Consider the following 15,949-nt stretch of genomic DNA (forward strand, 5'->3'; position numbering starts at 1 on the left):
GCCACTACTCGAACGGTACGCACCCGCACGCGGCCGACTACTCGGGGCGAATCTGCCCCCAGAAGTGCTGCGAAAGGCCCTTGACCTCCCCGCGAGAGGGCGCGCAGTATCTGTCCACCGGACGCCAGTTCCAGGGAGGTCTGCCATGGGGAAGCGTCTCTCCCGCGCGGTACCCAGCGACCCGCCGCACCCCGTGCGCGGTGGCCCGCTCGCGGCCGTGCTGGCAGCTGCCCTCGGCCTCGCTGCGTGCGGCACCCCGCAGCCCCTCCCCACGGGGCCGGGAGCGGAGGGCACGGCTCTGCCCGCGGCGCCGTCCACGGCTCCCGGGCCGCAGGGCACCGCATCTGCGCCGAGCGGAACGGCGACCACGGACTCCGCGACGACGGACCCAGCGGCCGCCGGCCCGCTGACGGATCCGTCCCAGTTCCAGAGCCCGCCGGCCCGTGCGGTGGCGATCCTGAAGACCAGCGCCAACTGGTACCGCGACCGGTTCGACCAGGGGCACCAGTACCTCGTGGCGGGGGACACGGACAGGTTCGAGCTGTGGTGGAACATCATGAACCAGGGCAGCCTGCTCGCCACCGCCCAGACCGCGTTCGGGGACGCGTCCGACGTCTACGGGGGGAACGAGCCCCAGCAGGTGGACGACTGGAGCGTGATCATGGGCGACCAGGGCGAGCTGCAGGCCGCGGCCAATGCCTGGCACGCAAGCCAGGCGGAGGCCGACTACGCGAAGGTGCTCGCAGCCCTGGACCATGCGGACCGCACGATCGATGCCCTCGCCCCGGGCATCACGATCCCGCGGTCCCACGGGAAGATCGCGGTGCCGATGCCCTACGTTGCCCCGCGCTCGTGACCGCCTGTCCCTGACAGCGGGGCCCGGGGACGGACGTTGGTTGCGGCTATGCCGTCCGCTCGACCAGCATCACTTTGCGGCGCAGCCAGTACTGGCGGCCCCCGCCCATGTACAGGCGGCTCCGCTCGAGCTCCCACCGGCCGTACTCGGAGTGCTCGCGCACCCGCTGGCGCGCATCGGCCAGCGAGTCCCCGGGGCCCACCGACAGGACCAGGTACTCGTACTGCCGCCCCGGCCCCGCGGGCCGGCCCCCCGCGGCGAGCGACTGCGTCGTGGAGAGGATCCGCTCCTTCATGGCCCTCGCTTCCTCGTGCTGCTGGGCGCCTGCGGGTGCCCGACCGGGTACCTAGGCGCGCCCGATGGTTTCAGACTACCGTTGCCTCCATGAGCATTGATCCGCGCGTCGCCCTCGGTTCGCTCACAGCTGCATTGGAGGAGCACCTCGTCGCGGCAGCCTCGCGGCGCGGCGACGACGACCCCGCCGTCGAGGCCGCCTTCTTCGCGGTCGCCGATGCCTTCGAGGCGTACTCCGATGCGCTCTACGACGCCTATGGCGAAGAGCTGCCGCTCGACCTGGTGGATTCGGACGACGACGAGGACGACGAGGACGAGGACCAGGACGACGAGGACGAGGACCAGGACGAGGACGACGACCGGGACGAGGAGTAGGACCGCGGAGGCGCCCACAGCCGGACACGGTCTCGGCTGAGGCCCCCGACACCACTGTCAGGGAATTCCCAGCCAGGCCCCGGCGTCCACGTAGAGTGGCACGCGTGAATTTCCTCGAAGCCGCCTTCCTCGGGCTCGTCCAGGGTCTGACGGAATTCCTCCCCGTGTCCTCCAGCGCGCACCTCCGGATCGTGGGGGAGTTCCTGCCGAACGCCCAGGACCCCGGCGCGGCCTTCACGGCGATCACCCAGCTGGGAACCGAGACCGCGGTCATCATCTACTTCTGGCGGGACATCGTCAGGATCATCGGGGCCTGGGCCCGCTCCCTCGTGGGGCGAGTCCCGCGGACCGACCCGGACGCGCGGATGGGCTGGTTCGTGATCCTCGGCAGCATCCCGATCGTGGTCCTCGGCCTGCTGTTCCAGGACCAGATCGAAACCGTGCTCCGCTCCCTCTGGATCACCGCGACCACGCTGATCGTGTTCGGCCTCATCCTCGCCGCGGCCGACGCCGCCGGCCGGCACGCGCGCAGCCTCGACCACCTCAGCACCCGCCACGGCATCGCCTACGGGTTCGCGCAGGCGCTCGCCCTCATCCCCGGCGTCTCGCGGTCGGGGGGCACCATCACGGCGGGCCTGTACATGGGGTACACCCGCGAGGCCGCGGCGCGGTACTCCTTCCTGCTCGCGATCCCTGCCGTGTTCGGCTCCGGCCTGTACCAGCTCTCCAAGTCCCTCAAGGGAGGGTTCGACGGCGGCCCGTACGGCCTCGGCGAGACCGCCGTCGCGACCGTGGTGGCCTTCGTCGTCGGCTACGTCATCATCGGCTGGTTCCTGAAGTACGTCTCGCACAATTCCTACCGGCTCTTCGTGTGGTACCGCATCGGCCTGGGCGCGGCGCTCTATGTCCTGCTCGGATTCGGGGTCATCACCGCCGGGCACTAGAGTGGTCGGGTGAAAACCTGGAGGCAGACACCCGTCCCACAGCTGCCCGGCTCGGCCGGCCCGGTCCGGCTCTTCGACACGCGGCTGCGGGACACCGTGGAGATCCCGACGGCCCCCGAGCAGTCGATGTACGTGTGCGGGATCACTCCCTACGACGCGACCCATCTAGGCCACGCGTCCACCTACCTCGCGTTCGACCTCCTCAACCGCGTCTGGCGCGACGCGGGCAGCACCGTGGCCTATGTGCAGAACACGACCGACGTCGACGATCCGCTCCTCGAGCGGGCCGACGCGACCGGCGTCGACTGGCGGACCCTCGCCCACCAGCAGATCGACCTCTTCCAGTCCGACATGGAGGCCCTGCGCGTCCTCGCCCCGGACCACTACGTCGGGGCGGTCGAGTCGATCCCGTGGATCGTCCCCGAAGTCGAGCGCCTCCTCGCGGAAGGCCTCGCCTACCAGCTCGCCGGCGCCGAGGGCGAGCCGGACAGCGACGTCTACTATGACGTCACCGAGGCGACCCGCCGCGCGGACGCCCCCGAGGCCTGGCGCCTCGGCGACGTCTCCCACCTGACCGTCGCCGAGATGATCGAGCTCTTCGGCGAGCGCGGCGGCGATCCGGACCGCCCCGGCAAGCACAGCCCCCTCGACCCGATCCTGTGGCGGGAGGCCAGGCTCGGCGAGCCCCACTGGGACGGCGGGACCCTCGGCCCCGGCCGCCCCGGCTGGCACATCGAGTGCACCGTCATCGCCCAGAAGTTCCTTCCGGCCCCGTTCACCGTGCAGGGCGGGGGCTCGGACCTCGCCTTCCCGCACCACGAGATGGGCGCCGGACACGCGTGGAGCCTCCACCACGTGCCGCTCGCGCGGCACTTCGCCCACACCGGCATGGTGGGCCTCGACGGCGAGAAGATGAGCAAGTCGCGCGGCAACCTCGTGATCGTCTCCACCCTGCGCGCCGCCGGCGTCGAGCCCGCGGCGATCCGCCTGGCCGTCCTCGCCAACCACTACCGCTCCGACTGGGAGTGGACGGGCGAGCTGCTCGACGCATCGGTGCAGCGCCTCGAGACCTGGCGGCACGCCGTCACCCGCGCCCTGCCGGGTTCGGCCGAGCCGCTCCTCGGCGAGATCCGCGGCGCCCTGACCGATGACCTCGACGCGCCGCGCGCACTGGCCGCCGTGGACAAGTGGGCCGAGGACGCGCTGGCGGGCAGCGCTGCGAGCGCGGACGACGGCGCCTTGGTCGCCGCTGCGGTCGACGCCCTCCTGGGCATCGACCTCGGGTAGCCGGACCGCGGCTGGGGGCGCCGGCCTCAGCCGCCGGCCGGCGGGTTGTCCTTGCCGCGCCGCTTGAGGTAGCGCTCGAACTCGCGGGCGATCGACTCGCCCGAGGCCTCGGGGAGGTCGGCGGTGTCCTTCGCCTCCTCGAGCTGGTGGATGTAGGCGGCGACCTCGGGGTCCTCGGTGGCGAGCTCGTTCACCCCGCGCTCCCACGCCTCGGCGTCCTCCGCCAGCTCGTTCGTGTCGAGCGGGATCTGGAGCAGTTCCTCGATCCGGTGCAGGATCGCGAGCTGGGCCTTGGGGGAGGGGGCCTGCGCCACGTAGTGGGGGACGGCCGCCCACACGGACACGGTCGGCGTCCCGTGGCGGTCCGCGGCGTCCGCGAAGACGCCCACGATTCCCGTCGGGCCCTCGTACTGGGAGGCCTCGAGGTTGAGCCGCTCGCGCACCTCGTCGTTCTCGCTCGTGGCAGTCACCGGGATCGGGCGGGAGTGCGGCACATCGGCCAGGAGCGCGCCGAGGACGATCAGGTAGTCCACCTCGAGGTCGTCGAGGTACTCGACCAGCTCGTCCGTGAACGCCCGCCAGCGGTAGGACGGCTCGGTGCCCTGGACGAACACCAGGTCCACGGGGTGGCCGTCCACGCGCGCCGTCGAGATCTTCGTGGTGGGCCACTTGATGCGCCGGCGCCCAGAGCCCGTCTGGCGCACGGTCGGGCGGGTGAACTGGAAGTCATAGAAGTCGTCCGCGTCGATCGACCCGACCCGCTGGGCCCCGAAGGCGCGACGCAGGTACCGCAGGGCATCGCTCGCGGCCTCGCCGGCGTCGTTCCAGCCCTCGAACGCGGCGAGCATCACCGTGACCCGCTCGCCCTCGGCTGGGACCGGGAAGAGGCCGGGATGGGGTGCCGGGGCATCGGCGTCGAACTCGTTCATCGGTCCAGACTAGCGCGCACGCCCGTGCGCGCCCGGCTGGCACCCTAGACTGGTGCATATGCGTTCCCCGGCCGAGAATCCCGCCACCAGCCCTGCCCTCAGCAGCGCCGCGCCGCTGCGAGCCGTCCTGTGGGACATGGACGGCACGCTCGTGGACACCGAGCCGTACTGGATCACCGCGGAGCGCGAGCTCGTCGAGCGCTTCGGCGGGGAGTGGACTCACGAGCAGGCCATGCGCCTCGTCGGCCAGGCCCTGACGACCTCCGCGCGCATGCTCCAGGAGGGCGGCGTCCGGATGGGCGTGCGCGAGATCATCGACGCCCTCACCGCCCGTGTCGTCGAGCAGCTCGGGGCAGCCGTGCCGTGGCGTCCCGGCGCGCGGGAGCTCCTCGCCGCCGTGAGGGCCGAGGGGGTCCACTGCGCGCTCGTGACGATGTCCGAGAAGCCCATGGCGCACCGCATCGTCGACCACCTCCCCGAGGGCACGTTCTCCGCCATCGTCACCGGCGACGTGGTGGGCCGCGGCAAGCCCGACCCCGAGCCCTACCTCCGCGGCGTCGAGCTGCTCGCCCAGGCCCTTCCTGGACTCGCGCTCACCGAGTGCCTCGCCGTCGAGGACTCCATCCCGGGGGCCACGTCCTCCAACGCCGCCGGGCTCGCCACCGTCGTGGTGCCGAACGCCCTCGCCGTCCCCGTGCACCTCGGCGTGGAGCACTGGGAGACGCTCGCCGGCAGGACGCCGGGCGACCTCGCCGCGGCCCTCGAGGCCTCGCTCGCGGGCACCACGGCCGGGGGCGCCGCGTGACCGGCAGCCACGAGTCCGAGAACCGACGCGAGGGAATCCCCTTGGGGCGGATCGCGGGCGTGCCCGTCGTCCTCGCCTACTCCTGGTTCGTCATCGCCGCGTTCACCGTCATCGTCTACGGGCCCACGCTCCAGCTCCGCCAGCCCCACCTCGGGGTCGCCGCCTATCTCGTGGCGTTCGCCTACGCGGTCCTGCTCCTGCTCTCCGTGCTCGTCCACGAACTCGCGCACGCCCTCACCGCCCGCGCCTTCGGCTGGCCGAGCCACAAGATCGTCCTCAACCTGTGGGGCGGCCACACGCAGTTCGAGGCCTTCACCGCGACCCCGGCGCGCTCAGTCGCCGTGGCCCTCGCCGGCCCCGCGGCGAACTTCGTGCTGGCCGGCGCCGCGTGGCTCGTCGTCTCGGGCGTCCACCTCACAGGCGTCGCGGACATCCTCGTGAACATCTTCATGTGGGCGAACTTCCTCATCGCCGTCTTCAATGTCCTGCCCGGCCTGCCGCTCGACGGCGGGCGGATCGTCGAGAGCGCCGTCTGGAAGGCGACGGGCTCGCAGGAGAAGGGCACCATCGCCGCGGGCTGGACCGGCCGGGCGATCGTGGCGGGCATCGTGCTCCTCGCCGTCGTGGTGCCCCTCGCCCAGGGGGAACAGCTCGACCTGCCCTTCACCATGGTCACCCTCCTCGTCGCCGCGTTCCTGTGGCAGGGCGCGTCCGCCTCGATCCGGCACGCCGGATTCCGCTCGCGGCTGCCCGAGGTCGTCGCGGGACGCCTCGCCCGCCCCGCCGTGGGCATCCCCAACTTCGCCAGCGTCGACGAGGCGGTGCGGGCCGGCGCGGAGGCGGGGGTCGCCGTCGTGCTCTGCTCGCCGGAGGGCAAGCCGCAGGGGGTCGTCGATCCGTCGGCGATCGAGCGTGTGCCGGCCCCCGCGCGGGCGACCACTCCCGTCACCGCCGTCGGCTACGCCCTCGCCCCCGGTGCCTACGTCCCGGACACCGCGGCGGGCCAGGAGCTCATCCAGTACCTCGCCCAGCTCGCCGGCACGGAGTACGCCGTGGTGGATGCCGCCGGTCGTGTGACGGGGCTCCTGAGCCAGCGTGACGTCGTCGCCGTCATCTCGGGCCGGCCCCTGCGGCCGGCCAGGTAGCAGCCCATTTTGACCGCCCCGTCGCCAGCCGACGGGGCCAAGAGAGGACACCCATGAGCTTGAGCGCCCAGCCCGCCGCGGCGGACGGACCCACCGGTGCGGCATACCGACGAGGCCCCTTCCGCGTCGGGGAGCGCGTGCAGCTGACCGACGAGCGCGGGCGGATGAACACCATCACGCTCGCCGACGGCGGCGCCTTCCACACGCACAAGGGCTTCCTCAACCACGCCGAGATCATCGGCAGGCCGGACGGCTCGGTCGTGACGAACACGGCGGGCCACCAGTACCAGGCCCTGCGTCCGCTCCTGTCCGACTTCGTGCTCTCGATGCCGCGCGGCGCCGCGGTGGTGTACCCCAAGGACGCGGGCCAGATCGTCACGATGGCGGACATCTTCCCCGGGGCGCGCGTGGTCGAGGCCGGAGTGGGGTCGGGGGCCCTGTCGATCTCGCTCCTGCGGGCGGTGGGAGACGGCGGCTACCTCCACTCCTTCGAGCGCCGCCAGGAGTTCGCGGACATCGCCCGCGGGAACGTCGAGACCATCTTCGGCGGCCCGCACCCGGCGTGGCGCATCTCGCTCGGCGACTTCCAGGACGAGGTCGTCGCCGCGGAAGAGCCCGGCAGCGTGGACCGGGTGGTCCTGGACATGCTCGCGCCGTGGGAGTGCCTCGAGGCCGTGGCCACGGTCCTGGCCCCTGGCGGCGTGTGGATCAACTACGTCGCGACGGCGACCCAGCTCTCCCGCACCGCCGAGGCGATCCGGGCCGATGGCCGCTTCACCGAGCCGGACGCGTGGGAGTCCATGGTGCGCGGATGGCACCTCGAGGGCCTGGCGGTGCGCCCCGAGCACCGCATGGTCGGCCACACCGGCTTCCTCCTGACCACGCGCCGCCTCGCCGAGGGTGTGGCTCCGCTCGTGCGCAAGAAGCGCAACAAGGCCGAGTTCAGCGAGGAGGACCTCAACGCCTGGACGCCCGAGTCGGTCGGCGAGCGCACGGTCTCGGACCGCAGGCTCCGGCGCGTTGCCCGGGACGCCCGCGCGGGCAGCCAAGAGGCCTGAACCCGCCATTTCCACGCTGCGGAAGGCGTGTAACTCTTCGGTTTCCAAGGCTCGTCGGTGGGGTACGTGAGCTGCATGCCGCGCTAGTGTCGATGCATGAGGGGAGTGGCTCCGGCGTCCGCGCCGGGCGCCCCGGCAGCCCGCAGGGGCGGCACGGATCGAAGAGGACGTGGTTGCGATGGTGGAGAACGGACAGTCGGGCACCGGCCCTGAGGCGGCGCCTCCGTCGGCCCAGGCAGAGCAGCTGAGCATCGCCGAGCGGCAGATCAATGTGCTGCGGGACAAGCTGCGCGCGGTCGACCGCCAGCTCGCCGCCGCCACGGGCAACAACACCCGCATGACGGAGATGCTCAAGACCGCCAAGGCAGAGATCGTGCGCCTCAAGGCCGCCCTCGAGCACGAGGGACAGCCGCCCTACTCCTTCGGCAGCATCGTCCAGCTCAACCGGCGGCGGCCCGCCGGCGGCGCCTCCGCGGCCGTAACGGACGAGAGCGTCGACGTCGTCACGAGCGGCCGGAAGATGCGCGTGGGGCTGAGCCCGCTCGTGAGCCTGTCTGAGCTCAGCGTGGGCCAGGAGGTGCTCCTCAATGAGGCCTTCGAGGTGGTCGCCGGCCTCGGCTACGAGCGCTCGGGCGAGCTCGTCACCATCAAGGAGCTCCTCGGCCAGGACCGCGTGCTCGTGATCGGACGCGGCGACGAGGAACGCGTGCTGCGGCTCGCCGGCCCCCTCCAGCTCGAGCGCCTCCGCGTCGGCGACGCGGTCTCGGTGGACAACCGGACCGGGTACGCGCTCGAGAAGGTGCCCCGGTCCGAAGTCGAGAACCTCGTCCTCGAAGAGGTCCCGGACATCAGCTACGCGGACATCGGCGGCCTCGCGTCGCAGATCGAGCAGATCCGCGACGCCGTCGAGCTGCCGTTCCTGCACCCGGACCTCTACCGGGAGCACGGGCTCAAGGCCCCGAAGGGGATCCTGCTCTACGGCCCCCCGGGGTGCGGCAAGACGCTCATCGCCAAGGCTGTGGCCAACTCGCTCGCGGTGCGGGCCATGGAGCGCGCCGGCAGCGCGGACGTCAAGAGCTACTTCCTGAACATCAAGGGCCCGGAACTGCTCGACAAGTATGTGGGCGAGACGGAGCGGCACATCCGGCTGATCTTCGCCAGGGCCCGGGAGAAGGCCTCGGACGGCAGCCCCGTGGTGGTGTTCTTCGACGAGATGGACTCGCTGTTCCGTACCCGCGGCACCGGCGTCTCCTCGGACGTCGAGACCACGATCGTGCCGCAGCTGCTCAGCGAGATCGACGGCGTGGAGCGGCTGGACAACGTGATCGTCATCGGCGCCTCCAACCGCGAGGACATGATCGACCCCGCAATCCTCCGCCCGGGGCGGCTCGACGTGAAGATCAAGATCCAGCGGCCGGACGCCGAGGCCGCCGCGGACATCTTCTCGAAGTACCTCACGGACGACCTGCCGATCCATGCCGCGGACCTCGCCGAGTGCGGCGGGGACCCGGCGGCCACGGTCGCCATGATGATCCAGCGCACCGTCGAGGCGATGTACGCGACGGACAAGTCCACCGAGTACCTCGAGGTCACCTACGCCAACGGCGACACCGAGATCCTCTACTTCAAGGACTTCAACTCCGGGGCGGTGATCCAGAACGTGGTCGACCGGGCCAAGAAGGCCGCGATCAAGGAACTCCTCATGACCGGTGCCAAGGGCCTGCGCATGGACCACCTGCTCCGGGCCGTCGCGGACGAGTTCCGCGAGCACGAGGACATGCCCAACACCACCAACCCCGACGACTGGGCGCGCATCTCGGGCAAGAAGGGCGAGCGGATCACCTACATCCGCACCATCGTCCAGGGCAAGGGCGGCGCCGAGCCCGGCAGGACCATCGAGACGACCCCCAGCACCGGCCAGTACCTGTAAGGGGGACCAGTGAGCAGTGACCCGAGCCCCGGCCTCGCGGCCGGGGGAACCCAGCGCGTCATGGGCTCCGAGACGGAGTTCGGCATCCACGCGCCGACTTCGCCTGGGGCCAATGCGACGTACCTCTCCTCCCAGGTGATCGCGGCCTATGCGCGGCTGACCCGCTCGGCCAGCCGGGCCGAGACGGGCTGGGACTACACCGACGAGACACCCCTGCGCGACGCGCGCGGCTGGTCCGTCGCGCGGTCCCAGGCGCACCCGGACCAGCTCACGGACGCGGAACCCGTGCTCACCGCGGAAGCGGTCGCGCTCGCCCACGGGCCGGCCGAGATCGAGCTCGACGGCGACCAGGAGCCCGCGCTGATGAACCTCGTGCTCGGCAACGGGGCGCGCCTGTACGTCGACCACGCCCACCCCGAGTACTCGAGCCCGGAGGTGACCAACCCCCGCGATGCGCTCCTGTGGGACGTCGCGGGCGATGCCGTGGCCCTCGCCACGGTGCGCGCCCTCGCGGGGGACGAGGCGCGCGGCCCCATCAACCTCTACAAGAACAACACCGACGGCAAGGGCGCCTCCTACGGCTCGCACGAGAACTACCTCGTGCCCCGTTCGGTGCCGTTCTCCGACCTCGTCAGGGGGCTGACCCCGTTCTTCGTCTCGCGCCAGCTGGTCTGCGGCTCCGGCCGGGTCGGCCTGGGGCAGGACGGCAAGGGCCCCGGATACCAGATCAGCCAGCGCGCCGACTACTTCGAGGCGGAGGTGGGCCTCGAGACCACCATGCGGCGCCCCATCATCAACACCCGCGACGAACCGCACGCCGTCGCGGACAAGTACCGGCGCCTCCACGTGATCATCGGCGACGCCAACGTGAGCCACGTGGCGAACTACCTCAAATTCGGCACGACCGCCCTCGTCCTGAGCCTCATCGAGGCCGGCAGGGCGCCCCAGGTCGAGGTCCATGAGCCCGTCTCGGCCATGCACCGGCTGAGCCACGACACCTCGCTCGGGGAGAAGGTCCGCCTGCTCGACGGCCGACAGGTCACCGGGCTCGAGCTGCAGTGGATGTACTTCGAGGCCGCGGCGAAGCTCGCCGCCGACTCCGGTGTCGCGTCGGCCGACGGCGGCGACGGGCACACTGCCGAGGTCCTCGGCCGCTGGGAGCGTGCGCTGACCGACCTGGGCGGAGACCGGGACGCGGCCGCCGGGTACGTGGAATGGCTCGCGAAGCTGCGGGTGCTCGAGGGCTACCGCAGCCGGGACGGCCTCGTTTGGGGCGACGCGCGGCTGGGCCTCGTGGACATCCAGTGGTCGGACGTGCGGCCCGAGCGGGGGATCGCGCTGCGGCTGGCGGCCCGGGGATCGCTGGAGACCATGGTCGATCCGGGCTCGGTGGCGGCCGCCGTCACCGAGCCGCCGCCCGACACCCGTGCCTGGTTCCGCGGCACGAGCATCAAGCGGTTCCCCGGCAGCGTCGTGAGCGCCAGCTGGGACTCGGTCGTCTTCGCGGCCCCCGGAAGCTACCGGCTCCAGCGGGTCCCGACCCGCGAGCCGCTGCGCGGGACGAAGGCTCTGACCCAGGGGCTCTTCGACGAGCACGCCCGCATCGAGGACTTCCTCGCGGCCCTCCTCGGCGAGCGCAGGACCTAGGGGGCGCCCCGGCCGTCCGACACCGCGGGCACAACCCGTGACACGCGGTCGAAAAGTGACAGTATAGGGATCAGAAGGATCCAGACCCGGCGCCCTCAAGGCGCCCGACGCAAGGAGGCGGCCATGGCCGGTCAGGAGCAGAAGAGCACCCAGCCGCGGGGCGAGGACGAGGCCGTCGAGGTCGATGTCCCGGCACCCGCCGCGCCGGAGGCCTCAGCGCAGGACACTGCCAGCACCCAGGGCGTCGACGATCTCCTCGACGAGATCGACAACGTCCTCGAGACCAACGCCGAGGAGTTCGTGCGCGGGTTCGTCCAGAAGGGCGGGCAGTAGGACCCAGATGAACGATTTCCTCGCCGAGCGTGTCGTGTCCGCCGCCACATCATCCTTCACCGAGCACGTGGCAGCGACCCGGCCGGACCTCCTCCCGTTCCATCGGAGCCTGCCGGCCGACGCCTCGGCGGTGGCCCCGCACGCCACCACCATCGTGGCCCTCGCCTTCGCGGGCGGCGTCATCATGGCGGGGGACCGCCGGGCCACCATGGGGAACATGATCGCCAGCCGCCACATCGAGAAGGTCTTCCCGGCGGACCGCTTTTCCGTGCTCGGCATCGCCGGGACGGCGGGGATCGCGATCGACATCGCCCGCCTGTTCCAGGTCGAGCTCGAGCACTACGAGAAGATCGAGGGCACCCTCCTGAGCCTCGAGGGCAAGGCGACGCGCCTCGGGGCCATGGTCAGGGGCAACCTTCCCCTGGCACTCCAGGGACTGGCGGCGATCCCGCTGTTCGCGGGCTTCGACCTCGAGACCGCCGTGGGGCGGCTGTTCTCCTATGACGTGACCGGCGGCCGCTACGAGGAACTGGAGCACCACTCGGTCGGCTCCGGCTCGGTCTTCGCCCGGGGCGCGCTGAAGAAGCTCTGGCGGCCCGGCCTCGCCGAGGAGGATGCCGTGCGCGTCGCGGTGGAGGCGCTCTACGACGCCGCCGACGACGACTCCGCCACGGGCGGTCCGGATCCGGTCCGGCAGCTCTGGCCCGTCGTGTACACGGTCACGCGCCTCGGGAGCCGGCGCGTGGCCGAGCGGGAGCTGGCGGCCATCGCTGGCGCGATCATCGCGGAGCGCAGTGTCGCAGGACGGGAGGCCTGAGCATGACCCAGCAGTTCTACGTCTCACCTGAACAGCTCATGAAGGACCGGGCGGACTTCGCCCGGAAGGGCATCGCCCGCGGCCGCTCCGTCGTCGTCCTGAGCTGCCGCGCCGGGATCGCCCTCGTGGCCGAGAACCCGTCCCCGTCGCTGCACAAGATCGGCGAGATCTACGACAAGATCGCGTTCGCGGCGGTCGGCAAGTACAACGAGTTCGAGAGCCTCCGCCAGGCTGGGGTCCGGTACGCCGACGTGCGCGGCTACTCCTACGACCGGGAGGACGTCACGGGCCGGGGACTGGCGAGCGTGTACGCCCAGAGCCTCGGCGCCGTCTTCACCGCCGAGCAGAAGCCCTTCGAGGTCGAGCTCATCGTCGCCGAGGTGGGCGGCGACGTCGAGGGCGACCACCTCTTCCGGCTCACGTTCGACGGCTCCATCGCCGACGAGCGGCGCTTCGTGGTCATGGGCGGCGCGGCCGAACGCGTGGCGGAGGCCGTGATGGACGGATGGACCTCCGAGGCGGACTTTCCGGAGGCGATCCGGCTCGCCGCCCGCGCCCTCCGCGAGGACCGCACCGAGCCGATCACGCTGGAGGTCGGGGTGCTGGACCGCGACTCCGAGACCACCCGCGGCACGCGGCGCGCCTTCCGCCGCATCGGCCCGGACGAGCTCGCCGGCATCCTCGACGGACTCGCGGAACGGCAGGGCTGAGCGATGGACCGGCGCATCTACGGAGTCGAGACCGAGTTCGGCATCGCCTACTCGAGCCCCCAGGGCCGGCCCCTCGCGCCGGAGGAAGTGGCCCGGTACCTCTTCCGCAAGGTCGTCAGCTGGGGCCGATCCTCGAATGTGTTCCTGGGCAACGGCTCGCGGCTGTACCTCGACGTCGGCTCGCACCCCGAGTACGCGACCGCGGAGTGCGACGACGTGGCCCAGCTGGTCGCCCACGACAAGGCGGGGGAGCGGATCCTCGTCGACCTGATCGCGGAGGCCGAGCACCGCCTCGCCGAGGAAGGGTTCGACGGCCGCGTCTACCTCTTCAAGAACAACACCGACACGGCCGGCAACTCGTACGGCAGCCACGAGAACTACCTCATTCCCCGTCGCACCGAGTTCTCCCGCCTGGCCGAGGTCCTGATCCCGTTCCTCGTCACCCGGCAGCTGCTCTGCGGCGCGGGGAAGGTGCTGCGCACCGCCCAGGGCCCCGTCTACGCCTTCTCCCAGCGCGCCGACCACATCTGGGAGGGCCTGTCCTCCGCCACGACCCGCTCCCGGCCGATCATCAACACGAGGGACGAGCCGCATGCGGATGCGGAGCACTACCGACGCCTGCACGTGATCGTCGGCGACTCGACGATGTCCGAGACGACGACCATGATGAAGCTCGGCACCGTGGACCTGGTGCTGCGGATGATCGAGGCCGGCACGATCATGCGCGACGCCCGGATGGAGAACCCGATCCGGAGCATCCGGGAGATCTCCCATGACCACACCGGCAAGGCCCCGGTGCGGCTTGCGAACGGCCAGCAGTCGAGCGCGCTCGCGCTGCAGCAGATGTACCTCGAGAAGGCCCAGGACTTCGTCGCGGCCAACGGTGCGCACACCCCCCATGTGGAGCGCATCCTGGACCTGTGGCAGCGCACCCTCGAGGCCGTCGAGTCGCAGGACACGCGGGCGATCGACACCGAGGTCGACTGGGCGATCAAGAAGAAGCTCATCGACCGCTACTGCAGCAGCCACGACGTCGACCTCGACTCGGCGCGGGTGGCCCAGATCGATCTGACCTACCACGACATCAGCCCCGACCGAGGACTGTTCTACCTCCTCCAGCGGCGGGGGGCCGCCGCCCGGGTCGTCGACGAGGCGGCCATCGCCGACGCGGTGGCGAATCCGCCGCAGAGCACGAGGGCGCGCCTGCGGGGCCGCTTCGTGAAGGCGGCCCAGGCAGCAGGCGTGGACTACACCGTGGACTGGGTGCACCTCAAGCTCAACGACCGGGCCCACCACACGATCCTGTGCAAGGACCCCTTCGCCAACGAGGACCCGCGGGTGGACGAACTGCTCGACAGCCTCAGGCCCTTCACAGGCTGACCGGGTAGTCTTGTCGAGGCCCGCGCGGCCCGTCCGCCGCCACAGACCTGTGGCGGGATCCCCCACAGGAAGTTGACCAGTGCGCCGTCTCATCGCCCTGCTGCTGCCGCTCGCCCTGTTCGTGGCCGGCTGCGGCAGCTCAGCCCCGTCCTCCTCGGACCCCACGCCCTCCAACGCCGGGCAGGTCGCGGCCCTCGACCAGCTCAAGGTCACCCCCGGCGACAAGGCGCCGAAGGTGGACTTCCCGAAGCCGCTCGCGGTCAAGGACGAGACGATCAAGATGGTCCAGGCCGGCGACGGCCCCGCAGCCAAGGCCGGGCAGACCGTCGAGATCGGCTACGTCGCCCTCAACGGCAGCGACGGATCGGTCCTCGAGGACACCTTCAGCAAGGGCACCTCCGAGAAGGTCGAGCTCTCCGACCAGCTCAAGCAGGGCAGCTCGGTCGTGTACAACGGCCTCGTCGGAGCCAAGGTCGGCTCCTACCTCGCCTACGCGACCCCCGCCCAGTCCGCCGGTGAGAACCCGGAGGGCGCGGCCTCGACCCTCCTGGTCATCAAGATCCTCTCGGTGAAGGACACGCCCACTCCGCTCAGCAAGCCCGAGGGCGACCCGGTGACCAACCTCCCCGCAGGGCTGCCCAAGGTCTCGGTGGACGGCAAGGGCGTCCCGCAGATCGACGTCAAGGGCGCGGACAAGCCCAAGGACGTCGTCGCCCAGGACCTCATCGTGGGCCACGGCGACAAGGTCAAGGCCAGCGACACCATCGTCGCGAACTACGTCGGCGTGAACCTCTCCGACGGCACCAAGTTCGATTCAAGCTACGACAAGGGCCAGCCCGCCACCTTCAGCCTCCAGGGCGTCATCCCCGGCTGGACGAAGGGCCTCACCGGCAAGACGGTCGGCTCGCGCGTGCTCCTCGTGATCCCCGCCGCCCAGGCCTACGGGGACCAGGGCCAGGGCCAGGCCAAGGGCGACCTCGTGTTCGTGGTCGACATCCTCGGCGTCAAGTAACCCATCACATCCACCTCAGGAGGCACCATGTCCTTCGGACAGCGCCAGTACGACCGCAGCAAGCCCGAGATCGAGTTCCCGGAGGGTGAGACCCCGACCGAGCTCAAGATCGTCGACCTCATCGAGGGCGACGGCCGCGAGGTCGTCGCGGGCGACACCGTCTCGACGCACTACGTCGGCGTCGCCTGGTCCACCGGCGAGGAGTTCGACGCCTCGTGGAACCGCGGCACGCCGCTCGACTTCCGCGTCGGCGTCGGCCAGGTCATCCAGGGCTGGGACCAGGGCCTCATCGGCATGAAGGTCGGCGGCCGCCGCCGGCTCGAGATCCCCTCCGACCTCGCCTACGGTTCCCGCGGCGCCGGAGGGCCATCAAGCCGAACGAGGCCCTCATCTTCGTCGTGGACCTCGTGGGAGTCCGCTGACCGGA

Annotated in this window: 16 protein-coding genes and 1 pseudogene; 15 read left to right on the plus strand and 2 right to left on the minus strand. The window is 71.2% G+C overall.

From position 1 onward, the window contains the following. The first annotated feature begins 145 nt into the window (after positions 1 to 145). On the plus strand, positions 146 to 856 hold the full coding sequence (locus SA2016_RS21770; protein WP_066497725.1) for a hypothetical protein: 711 nt from the start codon (positions 146 to 148) through the stop codon (positions 854 to 856). Positions 857 to 902: 46 nt separating this feature from the next. Here SA2016_RS21770 and SA2016_RS10060 read toward each other — a convergent pair whose 3' ends face one another. Beyond that, positions 903 to 1,151: a DUF5703 family protein gene (locus SA2016_RS10060; protein WP_066497726.1), complete on the minus strand. Its 249-nt coding sequence runs from the start codon at positions 1,149 to 1,151 to the stop codon at positions 903 to 905. Between the two features lie 89 nt (positions 1,152 to 1,240). On the opposite strand from SA2016_RS10060, the gene SA2016_RS10065 reads away from it, so the two are divergent. The 3 genes from SA2016_RS10065 (at position 1,241) to mshC (ending at position 3,756) form a co-directional block, all read left to right on the plus strand. After that, a complete protein-coding gene (locus tag SA2016_RS10065) occupies positions 1,241 to 1,525 on the plus strand; it encodes a hypothetical protein (RefSeq protein WP_066497728.1) in 285 nt (94 codons plus the stop codon). 104 nt (positions 1,526 to 1,629) lie between these two features. Then, entirely contained in the window at positions 1,630 to 2,469 is an 840-nt protein-coding gene (locus SA2016_RS10070) for an undecaprenyl-diphosphate phosphatase (protein ID WP_066497730.1), read from the plus strand. A gap of 9 nt (positions 2,470 to 2,478) precedes the next feature. Further along, positions 2,479 to 3,756, plus strand: a complete 1,278-nt coding sequence (gene mshC / locus SA2016_RS10075) for a cysteine--1-D-myo-inosityl 2-amino-2-deoxy-alpha-D-glucopyranoside ligase (protein WP_066497732.1) — start codon at positions 2,479 to 2,481, stop codon at positions 3,754 to 3,756. Positions 3,757 to 3,782: 26 nt separating this feature from the next. Here the strand turns inward: mshC and SA2016_RS10080 are convergent, their stop codons facing one another. Further along, positions 3,783 to 4,685: a PAC2 family protein gene (locus SA2016_RS10080; RefSeq protein ID WP_066497734.1), complete on the minus strand. Its 903-nt coding sequence runs from the start codon at positions 4,683 to 4,685 to the stop codon at positions 3,783 to 3,785. A 58-nt stretch (positions 4,686 to 4,743) separates the two neighbouring features. On the opposite strand from SA2016_RS10080, the gene SA2016_RS10085 reads away from it, so the two are divergent. The 11 genes and pseudogenes from SA2016_RS10085 (at position 4,744) to SA2016_RS10135 (ending at position 15,944) form a co-directional block, all read left to right on the plus strand. Continuing rightward, complete coding sequence (locus SA2016_RS10085) at positions 4,744 to 5,490, plus strand: HAD family hydrolase (protein ID WP_066497739.1); 747 nt, start codon at positions 4,744 to 4,746, stop codon at positions 5,488 to 5,490. Continuing rightward, positions 5,487 to 6,635, plus strand: a complete 1,149-nt coding sequence (locus tag SA2016_RS10090) for a site-2 protease family protein (protein ID WP_066497740.1) — start codon at positions 5,487 to 5,489, stop codon at positions 6,633 to 6,635. The genes SA2016_RS10085 and SA2016_RS10090 overlap by 4 nt, the downstream gene beginning before the upstream one ends. Before the next feature lie 53 nt (positions 6,636 to 6,688). Beyond that, positions 6,689 to 7,693 (plus strand): tRNA (adenine-N1)-methyltransferase, encoded by a 1,005-nt coding sequence (locus SA2016_RS10095; protein WP_066497742.1) that lies wholly within the window; start codon positions 6,689 to 6,691, stop codon positions 7,691 to 7,693. 178 nt (positions 7,694 to 7,871) lie between these two features. Next, positions 7,872 to 9,623, plus strand: coding sequence for a proteasome ATPase (gene arc, locus SA2016_RS10100; RefSeq protein WP_066497743.1), 1,752 nt, complete (start codon positions 7,872 to 7,874; stop codon positions 9,621 to 9,623). Between the two features lie 60 nt (positions 9,624 to 9,683). Continuing rightward, entirely contained in the window at positions 9,684 to 11,270 is a 1,587-nt protein-coding gene (gene dop, locus SA2016_RS10105; RefSeq protein WP_084249757.1) for a depupylase/deamidase Dop, read from the plus strand. A gap of 123 nt (positions 11,271 to 11,393) precedes the next feature. Further along, positions 11,394 to 11,603, plus strand: coding sequence for a ubiquitin-like protein Pup (locus tag SA2016_RS10110; RefSeq protein ID WP_066497746.1), 210 nt, complete (start codon positions 11,394 to 11,396; stop codon positions 11,601 to 11,603). A gap of 7 nt (positions 11,604 to 11,610) precedes the next feature. After that, a complete protein-coding gene (gene prcB / locus SA2016_RS10115; protein WP_066497747.1) occupies positions 11,611 to 12,420 on the plus strand; it encodes a proteasome subunit beta in 810 nt (269 codons plus the stop codon). Positions 12,421 to 12,422: 2 nt separating this feature from the next. Then, complete coding sequence (gene prcA, locus SA2016_RS10120; protein WP_066497748.1) at positions 12,423 to 13,130, plus strand: proteasome subunit alpha; 708 nt, start codon at positions 12,423 to 12,425, stop codon at positions 13,128 to 13,130. Between the two features lie 3 nt (positions 13,131 to 13,133). After that, on the plus strand, positions 13,134 to 14,510 hold the full coding sequence (pafA, locus tag SA2016_RS10125) for a Pup--protein ligase (RefSeq protein ID WP_066497750.1): 1,377 nt from the start codon (positions 13,134 to 13,136) through the stop codon (positions 14,508 to 14,510). Between the two features lie 79 nt (positions 14,511 to 14,589). Next, entirely contained in the window at positions 14,590 to 15,522 is a 933-nt protein-coding gene (locus tag SA2016_RS10130; RefSeq protein WP_066497751.1) for an FKBP-type peptidyl-prolyl cis-trans isomerase, read from the plus strand. A 27-nt stretch (positions 15,523 to 15,549) separates the two neighbouring features. After that, positions 15,550 to 15,944: pseudogene (locus SA2016_RS10135) on the plus strand (FKBP-type peptidyl-prolyl cis-trans isomerase). Positions 15,945 to 15,949 lie beyond the last annotated feature (5 nt).

The organism is Sinomonas atrocyanea (assembly GCF_001577305.1).
GTDB classification, from domain to species: Bacteria; Actinomycetota; Actinomycetes; order Actinomycetales; family Micrococcaceae; genus Sinomonas; species Sinomonas atrocyanea.